Origin of the sequence: Streptomyces sp. IBSNAI002, assembly GCF_052244475.1 — a bacterium.
GTDB lineage: Bacteria > Actinomycetota > Actinomycetes > Streptomycetales > Streptomycetaceae > Streptomyces.
Genome location: NZ_JBQPXG010000002.1, coordinates 7523116 through 7540643, shown reverse-complemented (window position 1 = coordinate 7540643; position 17528 = coordinate 7523116). Strand labels below are relative to the sequence as shown.

Sequence of the window (17528 nt, the reverse complement as noted above, 5' to 3'; positions counted from 1 at the left end):
GTCAGCGGGGGAAGACCTCGAACGGGACCGCCGGACGGCCGCCGAACCGGGCCGCCGACTGCTGGGCGTTGCTGGTGAGGAAGGTGCGGACGTACTCCGCCGGGTCCTGGTCGGTGAGCACCTCGATGTACGCCTTGTGCTCCAGCAGGGAGGCGATCGACCGCTCCAGGCCGGGACCGGCGTCGGCCGCGTGCGTCGGCGTGCTGGAGCCGGCCACCGCGACCCAGCGCACACCGTTCCACGGCTCCAGGCCCTGTTCGGTGAGGAGTTCGGGGAAGATCCACCGGTTCCCGGCGTCACCGGCCGCGTCCAGCACCGCCCGGCCGACCGCCTTGTGGTCGGGGGTGTTCCAGTAGCCGCCGCCCTGCGCCCCGCCCCAGGTGTCCCGGTGGTTGAGCGTGATCACCAGCTCCGGGCGGTGCCGGCGGATGGCAGCCGCGATGTCCCGCCGCAGGCCGAGGCCGTACTCGACGACGCCGTCGCGGTAGTCGAGGAACTCCACCTCGGACACCCCGACGACCGCCGCGCTCGCCCGCTGCTCCGCCTCGCGCAGCGCGGCGCAGTCGGCGGGGGCGATGGTGTCGATGCCCGCCTCGCCGCGGGTGGCGAGCAGGTAGACGACCTCGCGGCCGCCGTCGGTCCAGTCCGCGACCGCGGCCGCGCAGCCGTACTCCAGGTCGTCCGGGTGGGCGACGACGGCGAGGGCGCGCTGCCAGTCGGCGGGCATGGGCTGCAAGGGCTCGGGCTCATCACGCTGTTCGGTCATGCCCCGCACGATAGACGGCGGACCGGTGCGCGGCGGGCCCCGGCGCGGCCCGGTCAGGCCTCTCCGCGGACGAGGGCCAGCAGCCGGTCCAGGACGCGCGGGCCGCCCGCGCGCACGCCGTCGTGCTCGAACTCGTCCGTCACCCAGGTCCGCAGCCCCCGTACGGCGCGGGCGGTGCGCAGGGAGTCGTCGGTGTCCACGTACATGTCGTCGTGGTAGACGGCGGCGGCCACCGGCACCTCGTTGGCGGCGAGCCGGGCCGGGTCGTAGAGGGGCTCCCAGCCGGTACGGGCGGCCAGCAGGTCGGCGGTCTCGCGCAGCGGGGCCAGCGAGGGGTCCACGGTGAAGTGCCAGGGGTGGATGGTCTCGCCGGTGAACAGGACGGGCTCGTCGCCCGCGAGGGCCTTGGCGGCGTCGAAGCGGGGGTGTGCGGAGCGCACCCGCTCGGCGGCCCAGGCGGTGGGCGCGGCCGGGTCCTGGGCGTAGCACGCCTCGTGGACCAGGGCGTAGAGGGGGTGCCCGGCGAAGGAGAGCAGGGCGCGGGCGCTCTCGAGGAAGGCGTCGGACAGCGCGGGGCCGGCGGGGGTGCGGACGAAGGCGTCCTCCAGCAGGTGGTGCAGCTGGTGGCTGCCGTCGCCGGAGCCGAGGACCAGGCCGAGGGACTGGAAGGCCTCGACGGTGAGGCGGTAGCCGCCGGGGAGTTCGGCGGGCCGCTCCGCGAGGTGGGCCGCGATCCGTTGGACGCGCTCCACGTCCATCGGGTAACGGTGGTAGTGGGCCAGGTTCTTGCGCTCGATCCGGGGGTACGCGGCCTCGTACACCTCGTCGGCTGTGGCGGTGAGGGACGGGAGACCGCCGGTGATCAGGACGGCGCTGAGACCTTCGGGGGCGGTGGAGAGGTAGCGCACGGAGCAGAATCCTCCGAAACTCTGGCCGAGCACGCTCCACGGGGCGCCGCCGGTCAGGGCGGGGCGGATGGCCTCGGCATCGCGCACGATGGAGTCGGCGCGGAAGTGGGCGAGGTACTCGGCCTGCTGCGCGGGGCCGCCGCGCAGGGGCAGGGTCTGCCGGTTCACCGGGGTGGAGCGTCCCGTGCCGCGCTGGTCCAGCAGGAGGACGCGGTAGTCGGTCAGCGCGCGCTCCAGCCACGCCTGGCGGCCGATGAGCCGCCGGGCCCCGAAGCCGGGTCCGCCCTCCAGGTAGAGCAGCCACGGCAGGGTCTGCGGGTCCTTGCCGGCGGCGACGATCTCGCGGGCGTACAGCTCGATGCGCTCGCCGTCCGGGTGCGCGTGGTCCAGCGGGACGGTGAACCGGTGGTCGGTGACGACCGTTCCGGGCTGGCGGTAGCTGTGCTCGATGGTCACGGACGGCCCCTGGGGTACGAGGTACGGGAGTACGGAAACCCGTGCCCCGGCCGGGTCGCGGCCGGGGCACGGGTGTGGCGTTCCGGTGAGTCTAGTACGGGGCCCTGTACGGGACCGGGGCTTACGGGAACTCGACCACCGAGCGGAGGACCTCGCCGCGCTCCATGCGGGCGAAGGCGTCCTCGACCCCGTCGAGCGGGATGGTCTCGGAGACGAAGGCGTCCAGGTCGAGCCGCCCCTGGAGGTAGAGGTCGATCAGCAGCGGGAAGTCGCGCTCGGGCAGGCAGTCCCCGTACCAGGAGGACTTCAGGGCTCCGCCGCGGCCGAAGACGTCCAGCAGCGGGAGTTCGAGCCGCATCTCCGGGGTCGGGACACCGACCAGGACCACGGTGCCGGCCAGGTCGCGGGCGTAGAACGCCTGCCGGTAGGTCTCCGGGCGGCCGACGGCGTCGATGACCACGTCCGCGCCGTTGCCGCCGGTCAGGTCCTGGACGGCCTTGACCACGTCCTCGCCGCGGCCGTTGACGGTGTGGGTGGCGCCCAGGCCGCGCGCCCACTCCAGCTTCCGGTCGTCCAGGTCCACCGCGATGATCTTCGAGGCGCCCGCCAGCCGGGCTCCGGCCACGGCCGCGTTGCCCACTCCACCGCACCCGATGACGGCGACCGAGTCGCCCCGGCCGACGTTGCCGGTGTTCAGGGCGGCGCCCAGGCCCGCCATCACCCCGCAGCCGAGGAGGCCGGCCGCCGCCGGGGCCGCCGCCGGGTCCACCTTGGTGCACTGTCCGGCCGCGACCAGGGTCTTCTCGGCGAAGGCGCCGATGCCCAGCGCCGGGGACAGCGGGGTGCCGTCCTCCAGGGTCATGGGCTGGGTCGCGTTGTGCGTGGCGAAGCAGTACCAGGGGCGGCCGCGCTTGCAGGCCCGGCAGGTCCCGCACACCGCACGCCAGTTGAGGACGACGAAGTCGCCGGGGGCCACGGAGGTGACGTCCGGGCCGACCGATTCCACGATCCCGGCGGCCTCGTGGCCGAGCAGGAAGGGGAACTCGTCGTTGATGCCGCCCTCGCGGTAGTGCAGGTCGGTGTGGCAGACCCCGCAGGCCTGCACCCGGACGAGCGCCTCGCCCGGTCCCGGGTCGGGCACGAGGATCGTCGTCGTCTCCACCGGTGCGCCCTTGCTCCGGGCGATGACCCCTCGTACGCGGTGCGTCACGTCGTAACCCCGTTCTGCTCTCGTCGGTTCCCGGTCAGAACGTACACGGGCGCGGCCCGGCAGGGGAGTTGCCTCACTCCGGAGCGAGAGATCCAGCCAGCTCAGGCCGGCTCAGGCCAGCTCAGGAGGTACGGACGCGCGCAGGGCGGCGCCGAACGCGGACACCGCCGGGTGGGCGCCGGCCCCGCTGCGGAACGCGAGGTTGGTGCGGCGCCGCATGCGCAGCCGGGTGAGGCGGACGGCCGGATCGGCGGGGCCGGTGACCCCGAGCTGCGGTACGACGGCCACCCCCTGGCCGACCGCGACCAGGGCGAGCACGGTCGCGAACTCGTCGACCCGGTGGCGGACCCGCGGGGTGAACCCGGCCGCCTGGCAGGCCCGTTCGGCCATGGCGTGGCAGAGGGTGCCGGGGGTGGCGGTGATCCAGGGGTCCTCCGCGTGGGCGCGCAGGACGGCGCCCTGGTCGTCGGCCGGGGGCGGGTCGGGGGTCCCCGCGGCGGGCGCCGCCAGGTACATCGCCTCGCGGTAGAGCGGCTCGGTGGTCAGTCCGGGCTCCCGGGCGGCGGGTACGAAGTCGTAGGCGTGGACCAGGGCCACGTCGAGGTCGCCGGAGCGCAGCGCGTGCGCGACCGCCGCCGGGTCGGTCTCGCGGACCATCGGTTCGAGTCCCGGGTGGCGCCGGGCGAGGGCGGACAGGGCGGCCGGGACGATGGCCCGGGTGGCGGTGGGGAAGGCCCCGATGCGCAGGGCTCCGGCCAGGCCGCCGCGGGCTTCGGCGAGATCGGACTCGGCCTGTTCCAGCCGTTCGAGCACGGCCTCGGCGTGGCCCACCAGGTGCTGTCCGGCCGGGGTCAGGCGGACCCGGCGGCCGGTGCGTTCCAGCAGCGGGAGCCCGGCCTCGCGTTCGAGGACGGCGAGTTGCTGGGATACCGCCGAAGGGCTGAAGGCGAGGGCTTCGGCGACGGCGGCGATGGTCCCGCGGCGGGCCAGTTCGCGCAGCAGTCGCAGGCGTCGTACGTCGAGCATCGGATCAGCTTACGGGTGGGATAAGAAACGCGAACTGGATTCGTGGCTCGGGGCGGGCGAGGCTCGAGGGCATGACACAGGACATGACCGGCATCATCGAGAACGGCGGCGTGGACGGCGGCGTGCATCGTCGCGCGGACGCCGTCGCCGGCGTCGCCGCGGACCCGGAGACGGAGACGGGACTCCGACTGCGCGGGATCCACGTACCGCTGATCACCCCGTTCACCCGCGCCGGGGGCATCGCCGCCGAGGCCCTGGAGGCGCTGGCCCACGAGGTGCTCGACGGGGGCGCGGCCGGGATCGTCGCGCTCGGCACCACGGCGGAGGCGGCCATTCTCGACGAGGCGGAGCGCGACCTCGTCACCGGCGTGTGCGCGCGGGTCTGCGAGGAGCGGGGCGCACTGCTGACGGTGGGCGCCGGGGCGAGCGGGACCGGGGCCGCGGAGGCCTCGCTGGCCCGGCTGGCCCGGTGGCCGGGGGCGCGGGCGGCGCTGGTGACCGTGCCCCCGTTCGTGCGGCCTTCGGCGGCGGGGGTGCTGGCGCATTTCGCGCGGCTGGCCGGGGTGAGCCCGGTTCCGCTGATCGTCTATCACGTCCCGTACCGGACCGGGCAGTCGCTGGATGCCGCGGCCCTGCGGGCGCTCGGCTCGCTGGACGGGGTCGCCGGCGTGAAGTACGCGGCCGGCTCGCTCGGGCAGGACGCCGTGGCGCTGCTCGGGGACCTGCCCGACGGCTTCGAGGTGCTGGCCGGGGACGACGCGTACCTCTCGCCGATGCTGGCGCTGGGCGCGGCGGGCGGGATCCTGGCCTCGGCGCACCTGGCGACGGCCCGGTTCGCGGAGCTCGCCGGGGCCTGGCGGGCGGGTGACGTGGCGCGGGCCAGGCCGCTCGGGCACGCCCTGGCCCGCATGTCGGAGGCGGTCTTCGCCGAGCCGAATCCGGCGGTCGTCAAGGGCGTGCTGCACGCGCAGGGCCGGATCCCCTCCCCCGGCGTACGCCTGCCGCTGCTGCCGGCCTCCGGGGCGGCGGTGACGGCGGCCCTGGAGCGGCTGGCCGAGCTCTGAAGGCCCCGGGGCCGGACCGGGCGGGGGGGCCGGGCGGGGCGGAACAGGGCGGGGGGGCGGGACACGGGCGATGCCATGACCGGAATACGCCCTTGATGGGCGATTCGCCTGCAACGCCCCCGTCGCCCGAATCCGGCCCGTGGAGAGCGGACTTGCCCCTATTCACCGGGGCGCCGCGGCCGGCCCCGCGACCCGTGATGTGAGTCACTCGGAACACATCAACATCAATTCCTTCGAAGGGCCGATTCCCTTTTCCCGGAAAGAAAGTTGGGTATTGCGCGAAGCGCCCCCCAAGGTCATTTCCGAGGCGGAGGGCAGGAAGTCGATCTACCGGTGGAATTCGGGCCTTGTTCCGGCGCGTCGGGCTCGCCTACGGTCACCCTCATTCCCGGCGGCATGCTCCCTAAACCGGCCACCTCCGGGGCCTCTCCGTCCCCCCACGTGAGGAAATGCGCCATGTCCGCAAAGGGAAAGCACCGTCGGCCGAAGCAGCACCCGATCACCCGCAAGCTGGCGCTCGCCGGCACCGGCGGCGCGGCGCTCGCCCTGCCCCTGATCAGCACGACCACGGCCGGGGCGGCGGAGACGGCAGGCGTTCCCGCGGCCCGGTCCGCGGTCGCGGCCCCCGTGGCCGCCGTACCCGCGTCCTATTCCGTGGTCGCCGGTGACACCCTTTCCAAGATCGCGGCGCAGCATTCCGTGAGCGGCGGCTGGGAGCAGCTGTACGCGGCGAACAAGAGCGTCGTGGGCGCCGACCCGTCGGTGATCCGGCCCGGGCTCAGACTGACCCTCGGCACCCAGGCCAAGACCACCACCGCAGCCGCCCCCGCCGCCGCCACCACGTACGCGAACAATCTCGACGGATGGATCCGCGAGTCCCTCGACGTGCTGAAGAAGCACGGCATTCCCGGGACCTACGACGGAATTCACCGCAATGTGATGCGGGAATCCTCGGGCAATCCGAAGGCGATCAACCTCTGGGACATCAACGCCCAGAACGGCATCCCCTCGAAGGGCCTGCTCCAGGTCATCGACCCGACGTTCAAGGCCTACCACGTGCCCGGCACTTCGCTGGACTCCTACGACCCCGTCGCGAACATCACGGCCGCCTGCAACTACGCGGCCGCCCGCTACGGTTCCATCGACAACGTCAACGGGCCCTACTGACGGGCCCCGCGCAGGACGCTCAGGGCCGGCGCCCGCGGCGGGCGGCCCGGAGCAGAATGCGCACGGGGGCCACGAGGCCGTAGCCGACGTCCCGGCGCAGGGCGCCGACCCCGGCGCGCTCCACGGCCGTGAGCTGGTGCGCCATCAGCTCCACCATCGTCGCGGCCACCGGGCGCAGTCCCGGCTCGGCGAGGTCGAGGATGCCTTCGGTGGCGTCGAGTGCCGTGCGGGCGCGGCCCGTTTCGGCGGCCAGGAGCGCGCGTACGGCGGGGGTGTCCCGGGCCTGTTCGAGGTCGGCGCGGGTCACCGCGTGCTCGTCGAGGCGGGCGCGCGGGATGCAGAGGCGGCCGTCCGCCAGGTCCCCGGCGAGGTCCGCGAGGAAGTCGACGCGCTGGGCGGCGTCGACGAACCGCCGCCAGCCCGCCGCCTGTTCGGCGTCGGGGCCGCCCTGGTACTGGAGGCCGGTGAAGACCAGCACCCCCGGCCAGGCGTAGGCGTCGAGATAGTCCTGGAAGTCCTCCTCGGCGGCGAAACCGTCGAACCCGGCCTCCGCGGTGGCGGCCCCTTCGAGGAACCGGGAGACCCAGTGCGCGGGCAGCGCCCGGGATTCCACGGCGTGCGCGTACGCGCGCAGCACGGGGTCGGGGCCGTCCCCGGTCTTCAGGGCCGCTTCGACGCGCTCGGTCAGAGCGGCCAGGTTGGCCACCCGTTCGGCCGGGGTGCCCGTCTCGGCCACGTCGTCGACCAGGTTCATGAAGGCGAGTCCGGCGGAGAGCCACGGCACCAGGGGCGGCGCGGCGAGCAGCCGCAGCGCGAGGTAGGGGGCCGGTTCGCGGCGCAGCACCCGGCGGGCGGCATGGGTGTGGTCTTCCCGCAGGCTGGTGCCGGATATCCCGGCGGCCGTGAGCGTGGTGCGCCAGGTCGGCATGGTGGTCGTGCTCCTCGGAACGTTTCTCCGCGTGTACGGAGATCAGGATCGCAGGCCTGTGCGCCGTGCCGGCGCGCGCGTCAGGAGCGGTAGACCTTCTTGACCTTTCCGTCGGTGCCGGCCAGGACGTAGCCGCCCTGGCCGTACTCGTCGCTCAGGTAGGGCCGCATGGACGGGCTCTGGTCCATCATCCAGGGCTCGACGATCACGTAGCGGGAGGTCGGGTTCGCCACCTCGAGCTCCTTCTTCGCCTCCTCCAGGAGGGCGGGCAGGGTGTCCCATTCGACCTTGGCCATGTCGATGAGCGGGACGCGGTCCCTGACCGTGCCGGCGGGGCCGCTGCGGGTGACCGCGCCGTCGCGGTACTGCCAGGAGTCGACGGTCTTGGCCCCGGGGGCGGTCGGGACGGCGGCGATGACGTAGGAGTCGTAGATCCGCAGGTTCACGAAGTCCGTGGTGCCGGTCTGCTCCTTCAGGGCCGCGAGGGCGGTGCGGATGTTGGCGGGGGTGAGCAGGCTGCCCTCGGTTTTGGCTCCCTTGTTCGCGCCGGCCTTGGGGCCGGGGGTCGACGGGGCCGAGGGGGTCGCGGGGCCCGCGCTGCCGGAGGGGCCGGCGCTCGCACTGCTGCCGGGGCCGCCCTTCGCCTCGCCGCCCGAGCCGCCGCCGTCGGGCAGCAGTTGGACGATCCCCGCCGTCCCGGCGACGAGGACCGCCACGAGGGCGGCGCCGAGCAGCACCGGGCGCCGGCGGCGGGAAGCCTGCGGCGGGAGGGCCGCGGTGACCGCGTACGGGTGGCGCACCGGGCCGAACGGCGGCGGTGTGGGCGGCCCGTACTGGCCCACGGCCGGCGGGGCTGCCGGAGCCGACGGGACTGCCGGGGTCCCCGGGGTCGCGCCGAGAGCGGTGCTCGCGTCCCGGAGCAGCGCTTCCAGCTGCTCGGCGTCGGGCCGCGCGGCCGGATCCCGTACGAGCAGCCGTTCCAGTACGGGCCCCAGCGGGCCGGAGCGTACGGGCGCCGGGATCGGCTCGTCGAGCACGGCGACCACGGTGGCCAGACTGGTGGCCCGGCGCAGCGGATGGACGCCCTCCGCGGCCACGTAGAGCAGCATGCCGAGCGACCACAGGTCGGAGGCGGCCAGCCCCTCCTCCCCTCGGACGCGCTCGGGTGCGATGTACTCCGGCGAGCCGATCAGCACACCGGTGGAGGTGAGGCCCGTCGAGCCGTGCAGGGCCGCGATGCCGAAGTCGGTGAGGACCGCCGATCCGTCGGGCCGCAGCAGCACGTTGGCCGGCTTCACGTCCCGGTGCAGGACCCCTTCGGCGTGCGCGGCGCGCAGGGCGGACAGCACGTCGCGGCCGAGCCGGAGCACGTCGGCGAGCGGCAGCGGTCCGGACGCCATCCGGTCGTGCAGGGAGCCGCCCCTGACCAGTTCCATCACGATCCACGGATGGCCGTACGAACCGTCCGCGCCGACGGCGGGCTCGACGATGTGGTGGATCGTCACGACGTGCGGATGCGCGAGGCGGGCCAACGCGCGGGCCTCGCGCACGGCCCGTTCGCGCAGCTGGTCGACGAGGCCGGGCTGGGCGGCGGCGGTCGCCGGGTCCGGCGGGCGCACCTCCTTGAGCGCGACCTCGCGGTGCAGTGCGATGTCGCGGGCGCGCCACACCGTGCCCATCCCGCCGCTGCCCAGGGGCGCGACCAGCTCGAAGCGGCCGTCGATCAGCTGTCTGCCGGCCTCACTCGTGTCCATGGCCGGTCATCGTAAGGGGCGCCGGTGTCAGCAGCGTCGGCGGTCCACCGTGAGGGTGCCCTGCACGGCGGTGACCGTGCGGTCGTGGCATCCGCCGGGGGCCTGCGGCCCGTACAGGCGGGAGCGGGCGGAGGTGGTGGCGACGGCGTGCCGCTGGTCGCGCGGGACGTTCGCGGTGTAGGTGGCGTCGCCCGTGTACCGGTCGTCGAGCCGGGAGACCTCGATCGTCCGGCCGCCGCGCAGGGTGGCGGTGTCCGCGCGGTCGCCGAGCGAGAGGACGGTGCGCAGCCGGTCGCCGGCGCCGAGGGTGGTCTCGCCGTCCATCGTGTAGGTGCGGCCGGTCCGGGTGGCGGTGGACCCGCGGGTCACGGTCTCCTCGTCGGTCCAGGTGGCGGTGAGCGCGTCACGGTTCTCGCCGTCGGTCCAGCGGTGGACGGAGGTGTTGCGGACGGCGCGGGTAACGGTGGTGGTGACCCGCCCGTGGGAGGTGTCGAGGTGCCCGGCGACGGTCAGCCGGTGACCTCCCTCGGTGTCGAGCCGGTGTTCGCCGCCGGGTGCGGCGGGGGTCCAGCGGGAGGAGTTGGCCGGGTCGCTCTGCTCGTGCCGGGTGAGGGCGCCGGTGACGACCTCGCGTGCCTCGTCCTGCCACAGCAGCAGGTTGGTGGGGGTGCTCCAGCCGCTCTGCCCGGCCGGCACTCCGGCCACGGACACCTCGATCCGGTGCGGACGGCCGTCGTTGAGGAGGGCGGCGTAGGGGGTGAGGTCGTAGGTGACCGGCTGGACGTCGAGGGCCCGGGGGCCGGGGGTGACGTACCAGAGGAAGGGGTTGGACCAGCCGCCGGTCCAGACGGTGGGGAAGGGCGCCGCGATGCCGGCGAGCTGCCCGTCCACGGAGACGCGGACCTCGCGGTACGGGCCGTCGGCGGCCTTGCAGGAGTACGGGGCCGCGTCCGGGGTGGTCGTGTACCAGTACTCCTCGCAGCCGCCGCCCGAGCCGGTGGCGTACACCTCGGCGAGGAGGCGCTCGGTATTGCGCGGGGTGGTGACGGCGGGGGTGGTGAGGGGGAGCACGCGGTCGGGGGTGGCGGCGGGGCCGGTGCGGCCCTCGGCGGCGTAGAAGGTGAGGGTGACCTTGACGTCGATGATCCCGGTGTAGGTGTCGTTGACGACGTTGCCGATGAGCATCTCGACGGGCTGCGGGCGGGTCAGCGTGTCGCGGTAGCGGGTGACGTCCTTCTCGACCGACCAGGTGATGCCGTCGGGCGAGGGCTGCGGGGTGGAGGTGCGCAGGATCTCGACGCCGCCGAGGGAGAGGTGCCCGAGGCGGTCGTACTGGCGCCCCTCGACCTTGCCGTCGAGGCGGAGCACCACCGCGGCCCAGTGGTCGGCGCCGCAGCCCGCGGGCGGGGTGTAGCTGCCGCGGTACGGGGTGAAGTCGCGGAACCGGGCCTCCGCGAGGGTGACTTCGCAGGACCGGGTACCGGGGCGGGCCACGGGCGGGGCGGGGGTGAGGGGGTCGTGCCAGTCCGTGCCGAACTCGGCGGGCGGTGATTCGCCTCCGGGGGCGGCGGCGGAGGCCGGTGCGGGTCCGGGTGCGGCGGCGTTCGCGGGTCCCGCGGTGCCGGCCAGGGTTGCCGCGGCGAGGGTCAGCGCGCCGAGCAGGCCCATGATCCTGTGTCGTGTCATGGGCCCGCAGTGAAACCGGCCCGCCCGGCGGGCGCCAGGGCCCGTGCGGCGGCCCTGGCCGAAAATCGCCGCTCGGCGCGTGCCGGTCGGGCGGGCCGGGCAGGCCGGGGCCGGGCGGTCAGACGGGGCGGGCCGGGAGGACGACGACCCCGTCGGCGTCCGCGTGGACCGTGTCGCCGGAACGGAAGGTGACACCGCCGATCGTGACGGGACCGTCGGCCGTCCCCGCTCCGGTCTTGGCGCTCTTGAGGGGCACGGTGCCCAGCGCCATGACCCCGAGGTCCAGTCCGCCGAGGGCCACGCTGTCGCGGACCGCGCCGTTGATGATCAGACCGGCCCAGCCGTTGCGCGCTGCCGCGCCGGCGATCAGGTCGCCGACGAGGGCGGTGCGCAGCGACCCGCCGCCGTCCACGACGAGGACCGCGCCCCCGCCCGGGGAGTGGACGAGCCCGCGCAGCAGCGCGTTGTCCTCGTGGCAGGCGAGGGTCCGCACGGGTCCCGCGAACAGCCGGCGGCCGCCCAGCAGGCGGAACTGCGTCGCGCAGATGCCGAGGGCTTCGCCGTGCTCGTCGTAGAGGTCGGCCGTGGGGACCGGGGTGACGCTCATGTCGCTGGAACTTCCTCGCGGGCTCGTGCTGGTACGCCGTGGCAGGGCCGTGCAGGCCCTAGGTGTGCGACTGCTGGTGCTTGATTACACCGGGGCCTCGGTCTTTTCCCCAACCTCACCGGGCAATACACCTAGCGCTTCAGGGCACGGTACCGCTTGAGCAGGGCGGTGATCCTCTCGGGATCCGCCGTGCCGTTCAGTTCGGCGAGGAGGTCGTCGGGGCAGAGCTCGTAGAGGTCGCCCCACCATCGGCCGCCCTTGGTCTTCCAGATGCGGTAGCCGCCCGGGACCCCTCGTGCCACGTACGCGCGTCGGCTCATGTCCCGTCCCTGCCCCGCCCGGTGCGTCCGGACACTCAGTCGCGGGAGTTGCCGAAGAGGATCCGGTAGCCGATCAGCAGGACGAGCGAGCCCGCGATGGCCGAGCCCCAGGTGGCGAGGTCGAAGAACTGGTTGTCGATGGGGCGGTCCAGGAACTTCGCCGAGAGCCAGCCGCCGGTGAAGGCGCCGGCCACGCCGATCAGGGTGGTGCCGATCAGGCCGCCCGGGTCCCGGCCGGGCAGCAGGACCTTGGCGATGCCTCCGGCCAGCAGTCCCAGGATGATCCAGCCGATGATCCCCATGTCCATGCACTCCGTTTCGGTGTTCCGGTGGTTCACCCAGGAGGACGCGATCGGGGCCGAATCGGTTCTCCTGGGCTCGGCCCTCAGCCGTGGTGGACCGGGGTGAGCGCGCCCAGCGGTACCGCGGGCGGGACCGCGGAGGCCGGTGCGAAGGCGGGGGCGGAGCCCGGGACGGGAGCCGGGGCCGGGTCCGGAACGGGCGGCGTGCGGGTCAGCAGCAGGACTCCGCGCGCGGCGGCCAGGGCTCCCGCCGAGGCCAGCAGCAGTCCCGCGGCCCCGCCCTGGAGGCGCTCGCCGAGCAGGACCATGCCGATGGCGGCCGCGGCCAGCGGGTTGGCCAGGTTGACGACGGCGAGGGGGGCGCCGAGCCCGCCCCGGTAGGCCCGCTGCGACAGCAGCATCCCGCCGACGGCGAACACCACGACGAGCAGGGCCACGGCGAGGACCCGGACGCTGAACAGGGATCCGCCGCGGCCGCCCGCGACGGCCACCGTCTGGGTCAGGGCCGAGGCGGCCGCGGAGGCCAGCCCGGAGGCCGTGGCGTGCCGCAGCCCGGAGCGCGGGTCCTTGACGGCGGTCAGCATGAGGATCAGCGCGGCCGTGGTCCCGGAGACGGCGAGTGCCTCGGCGAGGGTGAGCGTGTCGTCGGGGGCGGGCCCGGAGGCCGGGAGCAGCAGCAGGCCCAGTCCCGCGACGGTGGCCAGGGTGCCGCGCCATTCGGTGGCCGCCACCCGGCGGCCGGCCCCGCGCGCCCCCAGCGGGACCGCGGCCACCAGGGTCAGCGCGCCGAGCGGCTGGACGAGCGTGAGCGGTCCGTAGCGCAGGGCCGCGGCGTGCAGCAGGGCCGCGGCGGCGTTCAGCCCGGCCGACCACCACCAGGCGCCGTTGCCGAGCAGGGCCCTGGCGCTGCGGGCGGCGCCGGCGCGGGCGAGCCGCTCCTGGGCCACGGCGGCGGCCGCGTAGGCCACGGCGGAGGCGAGGCAGAGGGCGACGGCGAGGGCAGTGGCGTTCACCGCTCGGCTCCGGCGGGCACGGGTGCGGCGCGGCGCGGACCCGGCAGCCCGGGTACGGGGGCCGCGGCGGCGCCCCTGCGCGGGATCAGCAGCAGGGCCGCTCCGAGGAGCAGGGTCGCCACGATCGCGTCGAGCCAGTAGTGGTTGGCGGTGCCGACGATCACGAACAGGGTCAGCGCGGGGTGCAGCAGCCACAGGGCGCGCCACCGGCCGGAGGTGGCGGCGATCATGCCGAGGGCGAGCATCAGCGCCCAGCCGAAGTGCAGGGAGGGCATCGCCGCGAACTGGTTGGCCATGGTGTCGGTGGCCGGGGCGGCCCCGTAGACGCTGGGTCCGTAGACCTGTCCGGTGTCGACCAGGTGCGCGGCCTCGAACATCCGCGGGGGCGCCAGCGGGAAGGCGAGGTGCAGGGCGAGGGCGGCTCCGGTGAGCACCGCGAGGACGCGGCGGGCCCAGAGGTAGTGGTCGGGCCGGCGCAGGTAGAGCCAGATCAGGAAGAGGGCGGTGGCCGGGAAGTGGACGGCCGCGTAGTAGGCGTTCGCGGTGTGGACGAGGGTGTCGCCGTGCAGCAGCAGGCGCTGGACCGTTCCTTCGCCGGGGAGGTGCAGGGCGCGCTCGGCGTCCCAGATCCGGGCGGCGTTGCGGAAGGCCTCCTCGGTGCGTCCGGTCGAGAGCGTCCGGCCCGCCTTGTAGACGGTGAACAGCCCCGCGACGAGCAGCAGCTCGCGTATGAGGCGGCGGCGTGCGGCCTTCCGGCCGGCCGCCGCCCCGGCGGGTGTGGTGTGGGAGGTCATCCCCCGGCCCCTCTTCCTGTTGCGCACAGATCTACACGATCGACACGCCAGTGTATCGATACATTTGCGTATCGATACGACGGTGTACCGATACGCTCGCGTTCCCGTACACTCGCAGTGGAACCAGCCGCCGGGACGCCCCCGAGGAGAGCCGCACCCCATGACGTCGACGCCGAGCACCGCGCGCCGCTCCAAGATCACTCCGGAGCGGGAGCAGGAGTTCTTCGACGCCGTCCTGGAGCAGCTGCGCGAACACGGCTACGAGGCCCTGACCATGGAGGGCGTCGCCGCGCGGGCCAGCTGCGGCAAGTCCACGCTCTACCGGCAGTGGAAGACCAAGCCGCAGCTCGTCGCCGCCGCGCTGCGCGCGAACCGGCAGGGCACGCTCGTCGCGGTGGACACCGGGACGCTGGCGGGCGACCTGCGCGAGGCGGCCCGGATCGCGGCCTGCACCTCGGGGCGCGACACCCGGCTCATGCAGGCGCTCGGGCACGCGGTGCTCAGCGACGGGGAACTGCAGGCCGCGCTGCGCGAGGCGCTGGTCGAGCCGGAGCTGGCCGCCTTCGCCGTGATGGTGGAACGGGCGGTGGCGCGCGGCGAGATCACCGCGGACCACCCGGCCGTGGAGTTCCTGCCCGCGCAGCTGATGGGCGTACTGCGCATCCGGCCGGTGCTCGAAGGACGCGACGCGGACGCCGCCTACCTGCTCCGGTTCGTCGACGCGGTCATGCTCCCCTCCCTGGGCCTCACACCGCCCGGCACCCCCGGCCCCACCGGGACCCCCTGAACCGGCGGGCCGCCGTCCCGATGACCGGACGGTGACCTGCCCGCGCTGCCTCGTGGGGACGGCGGCAGCGCGTCATCCGGACCGGGCGGCGGTCACTCACCCGAAGAGTGGCCGCCGTCCGATCCGTGTGGTCGTCGCGTGCGTGCGCGACCCTCCGTCAGCGCACGGCGCCCATGGTGCGGGTGAACTCCTCCGGGCCGGTCTCGAAGCCCCGCAGCCGCGCGTCGAGCGACCAGGCTCCCGAGTCGTCGCGGGTGAACTCGGCGACCGTCGCCGCGGTGGCGGCCGGGACGGATCCGAAGTCGCCCTGGGCGAGGTCCGTATAGCCCTCGCGGATGCGCAGTCCCGTCCCGGCGACGTCGGCGAACGTCGCGGCCGGCCCGCCGGCGGCGGTGTCCTGGATGATCACCCCGACCACCACGCGCCGCAGGTCGGGCGCCATCCGGTCGAGTTCGAGGGTCATCACCTCGTCGAATCCGAAGCCCTGGCCGGTGTGGCTGTCGCGGTTCAGGGTGATGGTGCCGTCGGGCGAGCGGCTGCCGAAGTGGACCAGGTGGACGGGTACCCCGTGGAGGTCCGCGGCGCCGTACACCGCCGCGACGATGTCGAGATCGTGCGCGGGCGTCCCGGCCGGGCTGGGGTCCCACCGCAGCCCGATCTCGACCTTGGCCAGTCCCTTGCGTACACCAGTCACCGAACTCCCCCTTCGCTTACGGGTATTGCCCGGCCATGCTCCCACGTGTCCCCCGCCGCGGTCCGAACGACCGTACGTTCCCGGCCAGTGCGCTCACGTGGCGAGCTCGACGCGTACGGTCTCCGCCCAGGGCGGGGGCGCCGGCGGGTCCTGCCCGACGAGCGCGGCGATCAGCCGGCAGGACGGGGTCTCGTCCGGCCACGGCGTGTACCCGTCGGTGAGCACGACCACGATGGTCGGCCGGTCCGGCAGGGCCGGCACCGCGGTGATGCCGACGCGCATGTCCGTGCCTCCCCCGCCCGCCAGGGTCACCTCGCCGGCGCTGCGCACCCGGGTCACGGCGTGCACGTCGGCGTCGCAGGCGAGGACGGCGACCCGATTGCCTCCGACCCCCACCCCCCGCAGGGCGCCGGTGACTTCGGCGAGCTCCGCCGCCAGGTCGTCCGGCCCCGTCGAGCCCGAGGGGTCGATGACGATCGCGACCCGCGGCAGCGGCCTGCGCAGGCTGGGCAGCACCACCCGGCCGCCGAGCGCGGGAGTGCGGCGCGAGGGACGGCGGTACGTGTAGTCCACCGCGCCGGCCGCCCAGGCGGCGGCCTCCCGGACCGCTCCGGACAGGGCGCGCCGCCAGTCCGCCGAGGGCACCAGCACCTGCTCGGCCCACCGGGCCCAGCCCTCGGGGATCCGGCCCCTGGCGCGCCGGTGGGCCCGTACGGCCTGGGCGGTCTGCCGGCGCAGGGCCTCCGCCTCCACCGCGCCCACCCCGGCCGGGCCGCCCTCCTCGCCCAGCTCCCAGGGGCGGGGGGGTGCCGTGCGCGCCGGAACCGCAGCGCGCGATCCCCGACTGCCCCGGTACGTCTACCAGTTGCCGTCCTGTACGGGTTTGCCCGGCCTCGGGGCGTTTCCCAGCGGCTTGACCTGCCCGGGGCCGGGCTCCGCCCAGGGGGCGTGGTCGTCCCCGAGCCACTCCCCCACCGGCTTGACCCCGGTCAGCGGCCCGGCGGGCGCGAGGTCGGCGCCGGACTCGTCGTAGTAGTCGAACCAGGGCAGCCCGGCCCGGGTGTAGGCGGCCCGGTCGACCGGCGAGGGCGGTGCGTCCTCGCCGGTGATCCGGCGCCACGCGGGCGGGGTGACCAGGTGGACGAAGACCCGCGCCGCCGGCTCCCGCGCCCAGGCGGAGAGCGGCCGGTCGTCGCGGTAGACCTCCTGGCGCATCGAGCCCCCGACGCCGAGCCCCATGGCCGGGGCCGCGGGCGCCGCGCCCCGGGCCGGAGCCGGACCCGGCGGGGGCATCGCACCGGGCGGCGCCGCCGCCATCGGCATGGGAACGGCCCCGCCGTAGCCGGCGAAGCCGCCGGGGGCGGCCGGTCCGCCTCCAGGCCGGGGCGCCGCCCTGCGGGCCTCCAGCTGCGCGCGCCGCCACTCGGCCAGTGCCCGCTCGCCGAGCGGGAACGCCTGGAGCTGCACTCCGCCGGTGGTCTCCTCGCCGGTGACCTGGCCCTCGACGGTGGCACCGAGGCCCAGCGGCACGGCGACGAACTGGCGCACCGTCCCGTCGCCCGAGTTGATCCCGTCCAGCCACGGCTGACGGGGCAGTACCACGTAGTTCTGCGGGTCACGGGCCAGCCGGCCCGTCCAGCGCTCCCCCGACACCGCGCACACCTTGCCGACCCCGACCTGGAGCGCGGCGGGCTCGGCGCTGCGGCCGAAGCTCAGCCACATCGCCTCGCGCAGGTACACCGGCAGCATCACGCCGCCCTTCGCCAGCCACTCCGGCGGCGCCGTGTCCGGATAGTCCTCGACCCGCCGCAGCGGGAACTCCCCCAGCCCCGGCGGGAGTGCGTGCGTGCCCGATTCGGGCAGCCGCAGGGTCCGGATGAAGCGGATCTGCACCCCTTTGCCCAGAAACAGCGCATTGCCGTCGACCCGTACCGATCCTGTCCCCATGCCCGCCCTTTTCCCGCCCCGGCTCGGATCCGCCACAGCTTCTGCGCCCGAACCGGATCGTTATCCTCAAGTTTTGCTCAGATGTAGTGACGCTGCGCC

General features: G+C 74.8%; 18 protein-coding genes. 3 read left to right on the top strand and 15 right to left on the bottom strand.

The window, feature by feature from the left end:
• Window position 1 precedes the first annotated feature (1 nt).
• The 4 genes from ACTVZO_RS35010 to ACTVZO_RS34995 all read right to left on the bottom strand — a co-directional run bounded on the left by ACTVZO_RS35010 (window position 2) and on the right by ACTVZO_RS34995 (window position 4366).
• Window positions 2-766 carry a PIG-L deacetylase family protein gene (locus ACTVZO_RS35010; RefSeq protein WP_443302158.1) on the bottom strand — a complete coding sequence of 255 codons (765 nt, stop codon included), beginning with the start codon at window positions 764-766 and terminating at the stop codon, window positions 2-4.
• A 53-nt stretch (window positions 767-819) separates the two neighbouring features.
• Window positions 820-2124: an alpha/beta fold hydrolase gene (locus tag ACTVZO_RS35005; RefSeq protein WP_443303367.1), complete on the bottom strand. Its 1305-nt coding sequence runs from the start codon at window positions 2122-2124 to the stop codon at window positions 820-822.
• Between the two features lie 127 nt (window positions 2125-2251).
• A complete protein-coding gene (locus ACTVZO_RS35000; protein ID WP_443302157.1) occupies window positions 2252-3340 on the bottom strand; it encodes an S-(hydroxymethyl)mycothiol dehydrogenase in 1089 nt (362 codons plus the stop codon).
• 111 nt (window positions 3341-3451) lie between these two features.
• Window positions 3452-4366 carry a LysR substrate-binding domain-containing protein gene (locus ACTVZO_RS34995; protein ID WP_443302156.1) on the bottom strand — a complete coding sequence of 305 codons (915 nt, stop codon included), beginning with the start codon at window positions 4364-4366 and terminating at the stop codon, window positions 3452-3454.
• Between the two features lie 71 nt (window positions 4367-4437).
• Between ACTVZO_RS34995 and ACTVZO_RS34990 the strand changes: the two genes are divergently transcribed.
• A complete protein-coding gene (locus ACTVZO_RS34990; protein ID WP_443302155.1) occupies window positions 4438-5430 on the top strand; it encodes a dihydrodipicolinate synthase family protein in 993 nt (330 codons plus the stop codon).
• 456 nt (window positions 5431-5886) lie between these two features.
• Window positions 5887-6597, top strand: coding sequence for a LysM peptidoglycan-binding domain-containing protein (locus ACTVZO_RS34985; protein WP_443302154.1), 711 nt, complete (start codon window positions 5887-5889; stop codon window positions 6595-6597).
• A 19-nt stretch (window positions 6598-6616) separates the two neighbouring features.
• Here ACTVZO_RS34985 and ACTVZO_RS34980 read toward each other — a convergent pair whose 3' ends face one another.
• The 8 genes from ACTVZO_RS34980 to ACTVZO_RS34945 all read right to left on the bottom strand — a co-directional run bounded on the left by ACTVZO_RS34980 (window position 6617) and on the right by ACTVZO_RS34945 (window position 14001).
• Window positions 6617-7525, bottom strand: a complete 909-nt coding sequence (locus ACTVZO_RS34980) for a squalene/phytoene synthase family protein (protein ID WP_443302153.1) — start codon at window positions 7523-7525, stop codon at window positions 6617-6619.
• Window positions 7526-7605: 80 nt separating this feature from the next.
• Window positions 7606-9279, bottom strand: coding sequence for a serine/threonine-protein kinase (locus ACTVZO_RS34975; protein ID WP_443302152.1), 1674 nt, complete (start codon window positions 9277-9279; stop codon window positions 7606-7608).
• Window positions 9280-9306: 27 nt separating this feature from the next.
• The gene (locus tag ACTVZO_RS34970) at window positions 9307-10965 is read right to left on the bottom strand and encodes a peptide-N4-asparagine amidase (RefSeq protein WP_443302151.1); all 1659 of its coding nucleotides are present in this window, start codon (window positions 10963-10965) and stop codon (window positions 9307-9309) included.
• Window positions 10966-11083: 118 nt separating this feature from the next.
• Complete coding sequence (gene rraA / locus ACTVZO_RS34965) at window positions 11084-11572, bottom strand: ribonuclease E activity regulator RraA (RefSeq protein ID WP_443302150.1); 489 nt, start codon at window positions 11570-11572, stop codon at window positions 11084-11086.
• 131 nt (window positions 11573-11703) lie between these two features.
• Window positions 11704-11892 carry a hypothetical protein gene (locus ACTVZO_RS34960; RefSeq protein ID WP_443302149.1) on the bottom strand — a complete coding sequence of 63 codons (189 nt, stop codon included), beginning with the start codon at window positions 11890-11892 and terminating at the stop codon, window positions 11704-11706.
• Between the two features lie 35 nt (window positions 11893-11927).
• Window positions 11928-12194, bottom strand: a complete 267-nt coding sequence (locus ACTVZO_RS34955) for a GlsB/YeaQ/YmgE family stress response membrane protein (RefSeq protein WP_443303366.1) — start codon at window positions 12192-12194, stop codon at window positions 11928-11930.
• Between the two features lie 83 nt (window positions 12195-12277).
• Window positions 12278-13207, bottom strand: a complete 930-nt coding sequence (locus ACTVZO_RS34950) for a hypothetical protein (protein WP_443302148.1) — start codon at window positions 13205-13207, stop codon at window positions 12278-12280.
• On the bottom strand, window positions 13204-14001 hold the full coding sequence (locus tag ACTVZO_RS34945) for a phosphatase PAP2 family protein (RefSeq protein ID WP_443302147.1): 798 nt from the start codon (window positions 13999-14001) through the stop codon (window positions 13204-13206). Before ACTVZO_RS34945 ends, ACTVZO_RS34950 begins: the two co-directional genes overlap by 4 nt.
• A 160-nt stretch (window positions 14002-14161) precedes the next feature.
• Here ACTVZO_RS34945 and ACTVZO_RS34940 point away from each other — a divergent pair, with 160 nt between their 5' ends.
• On the top strand, window positions 14162-14788 hold the full coding sequence (locus ACTVZO_RS34940) for a TetR/AcrR family transcriptional regulator (RefSeq protein WP_443302146.1): 627 nt from the start codon (window positions 14162-14164) through the stop codon (window positions 14786-14788).
• Window positions 14789-14945: 157 nt separating this feature from the next.
• Here ACTVZO_RS34940 and ACTVZO_RS34935 read toward each other — a convergent pair whose 3' ends face one another.
• From ACTVZO_RS34935 to ACTVZO_RS34925, 3 genes are all read right to left on the bottom strand, one after another.
• A complete protein-coding gene (locus ACTVZO_RS34935) occupies window positions 14946-15482 on the bottom strand; it encodes a TerD family protein (protein WP_443302145.1) in 537 nt (178 codons plus the stop codon).
• Window positions 15483-15575: 93 nt separating this feature from the next.
• The gene (locus tag ACTVZO_RS34930) at window positions 15576-16235 is read right to left on the bottom strand and encodes a vWA domain-containing protein (RefSeq protein ID WP_443302144.1); all 660 of its coding nucleotides are present in this window, start codon (window positions 16233-16235) and stop codon (window positions 15576-15578) included.
• A gap of 105 nt (window positions 16236-16340) precedes the next feature.
• Window positions 16341-17429, bottom strand: a complete 1089-nt coding sequence (locus ACTVZO_RS34925) for a hypothetical protein (protein WP_443302143.1) — start codon at window positions 17427-17429, stop codon at window positions 16341-16343.
• Window positions 17430-17528: the final 99 nt, after the last annotated feature.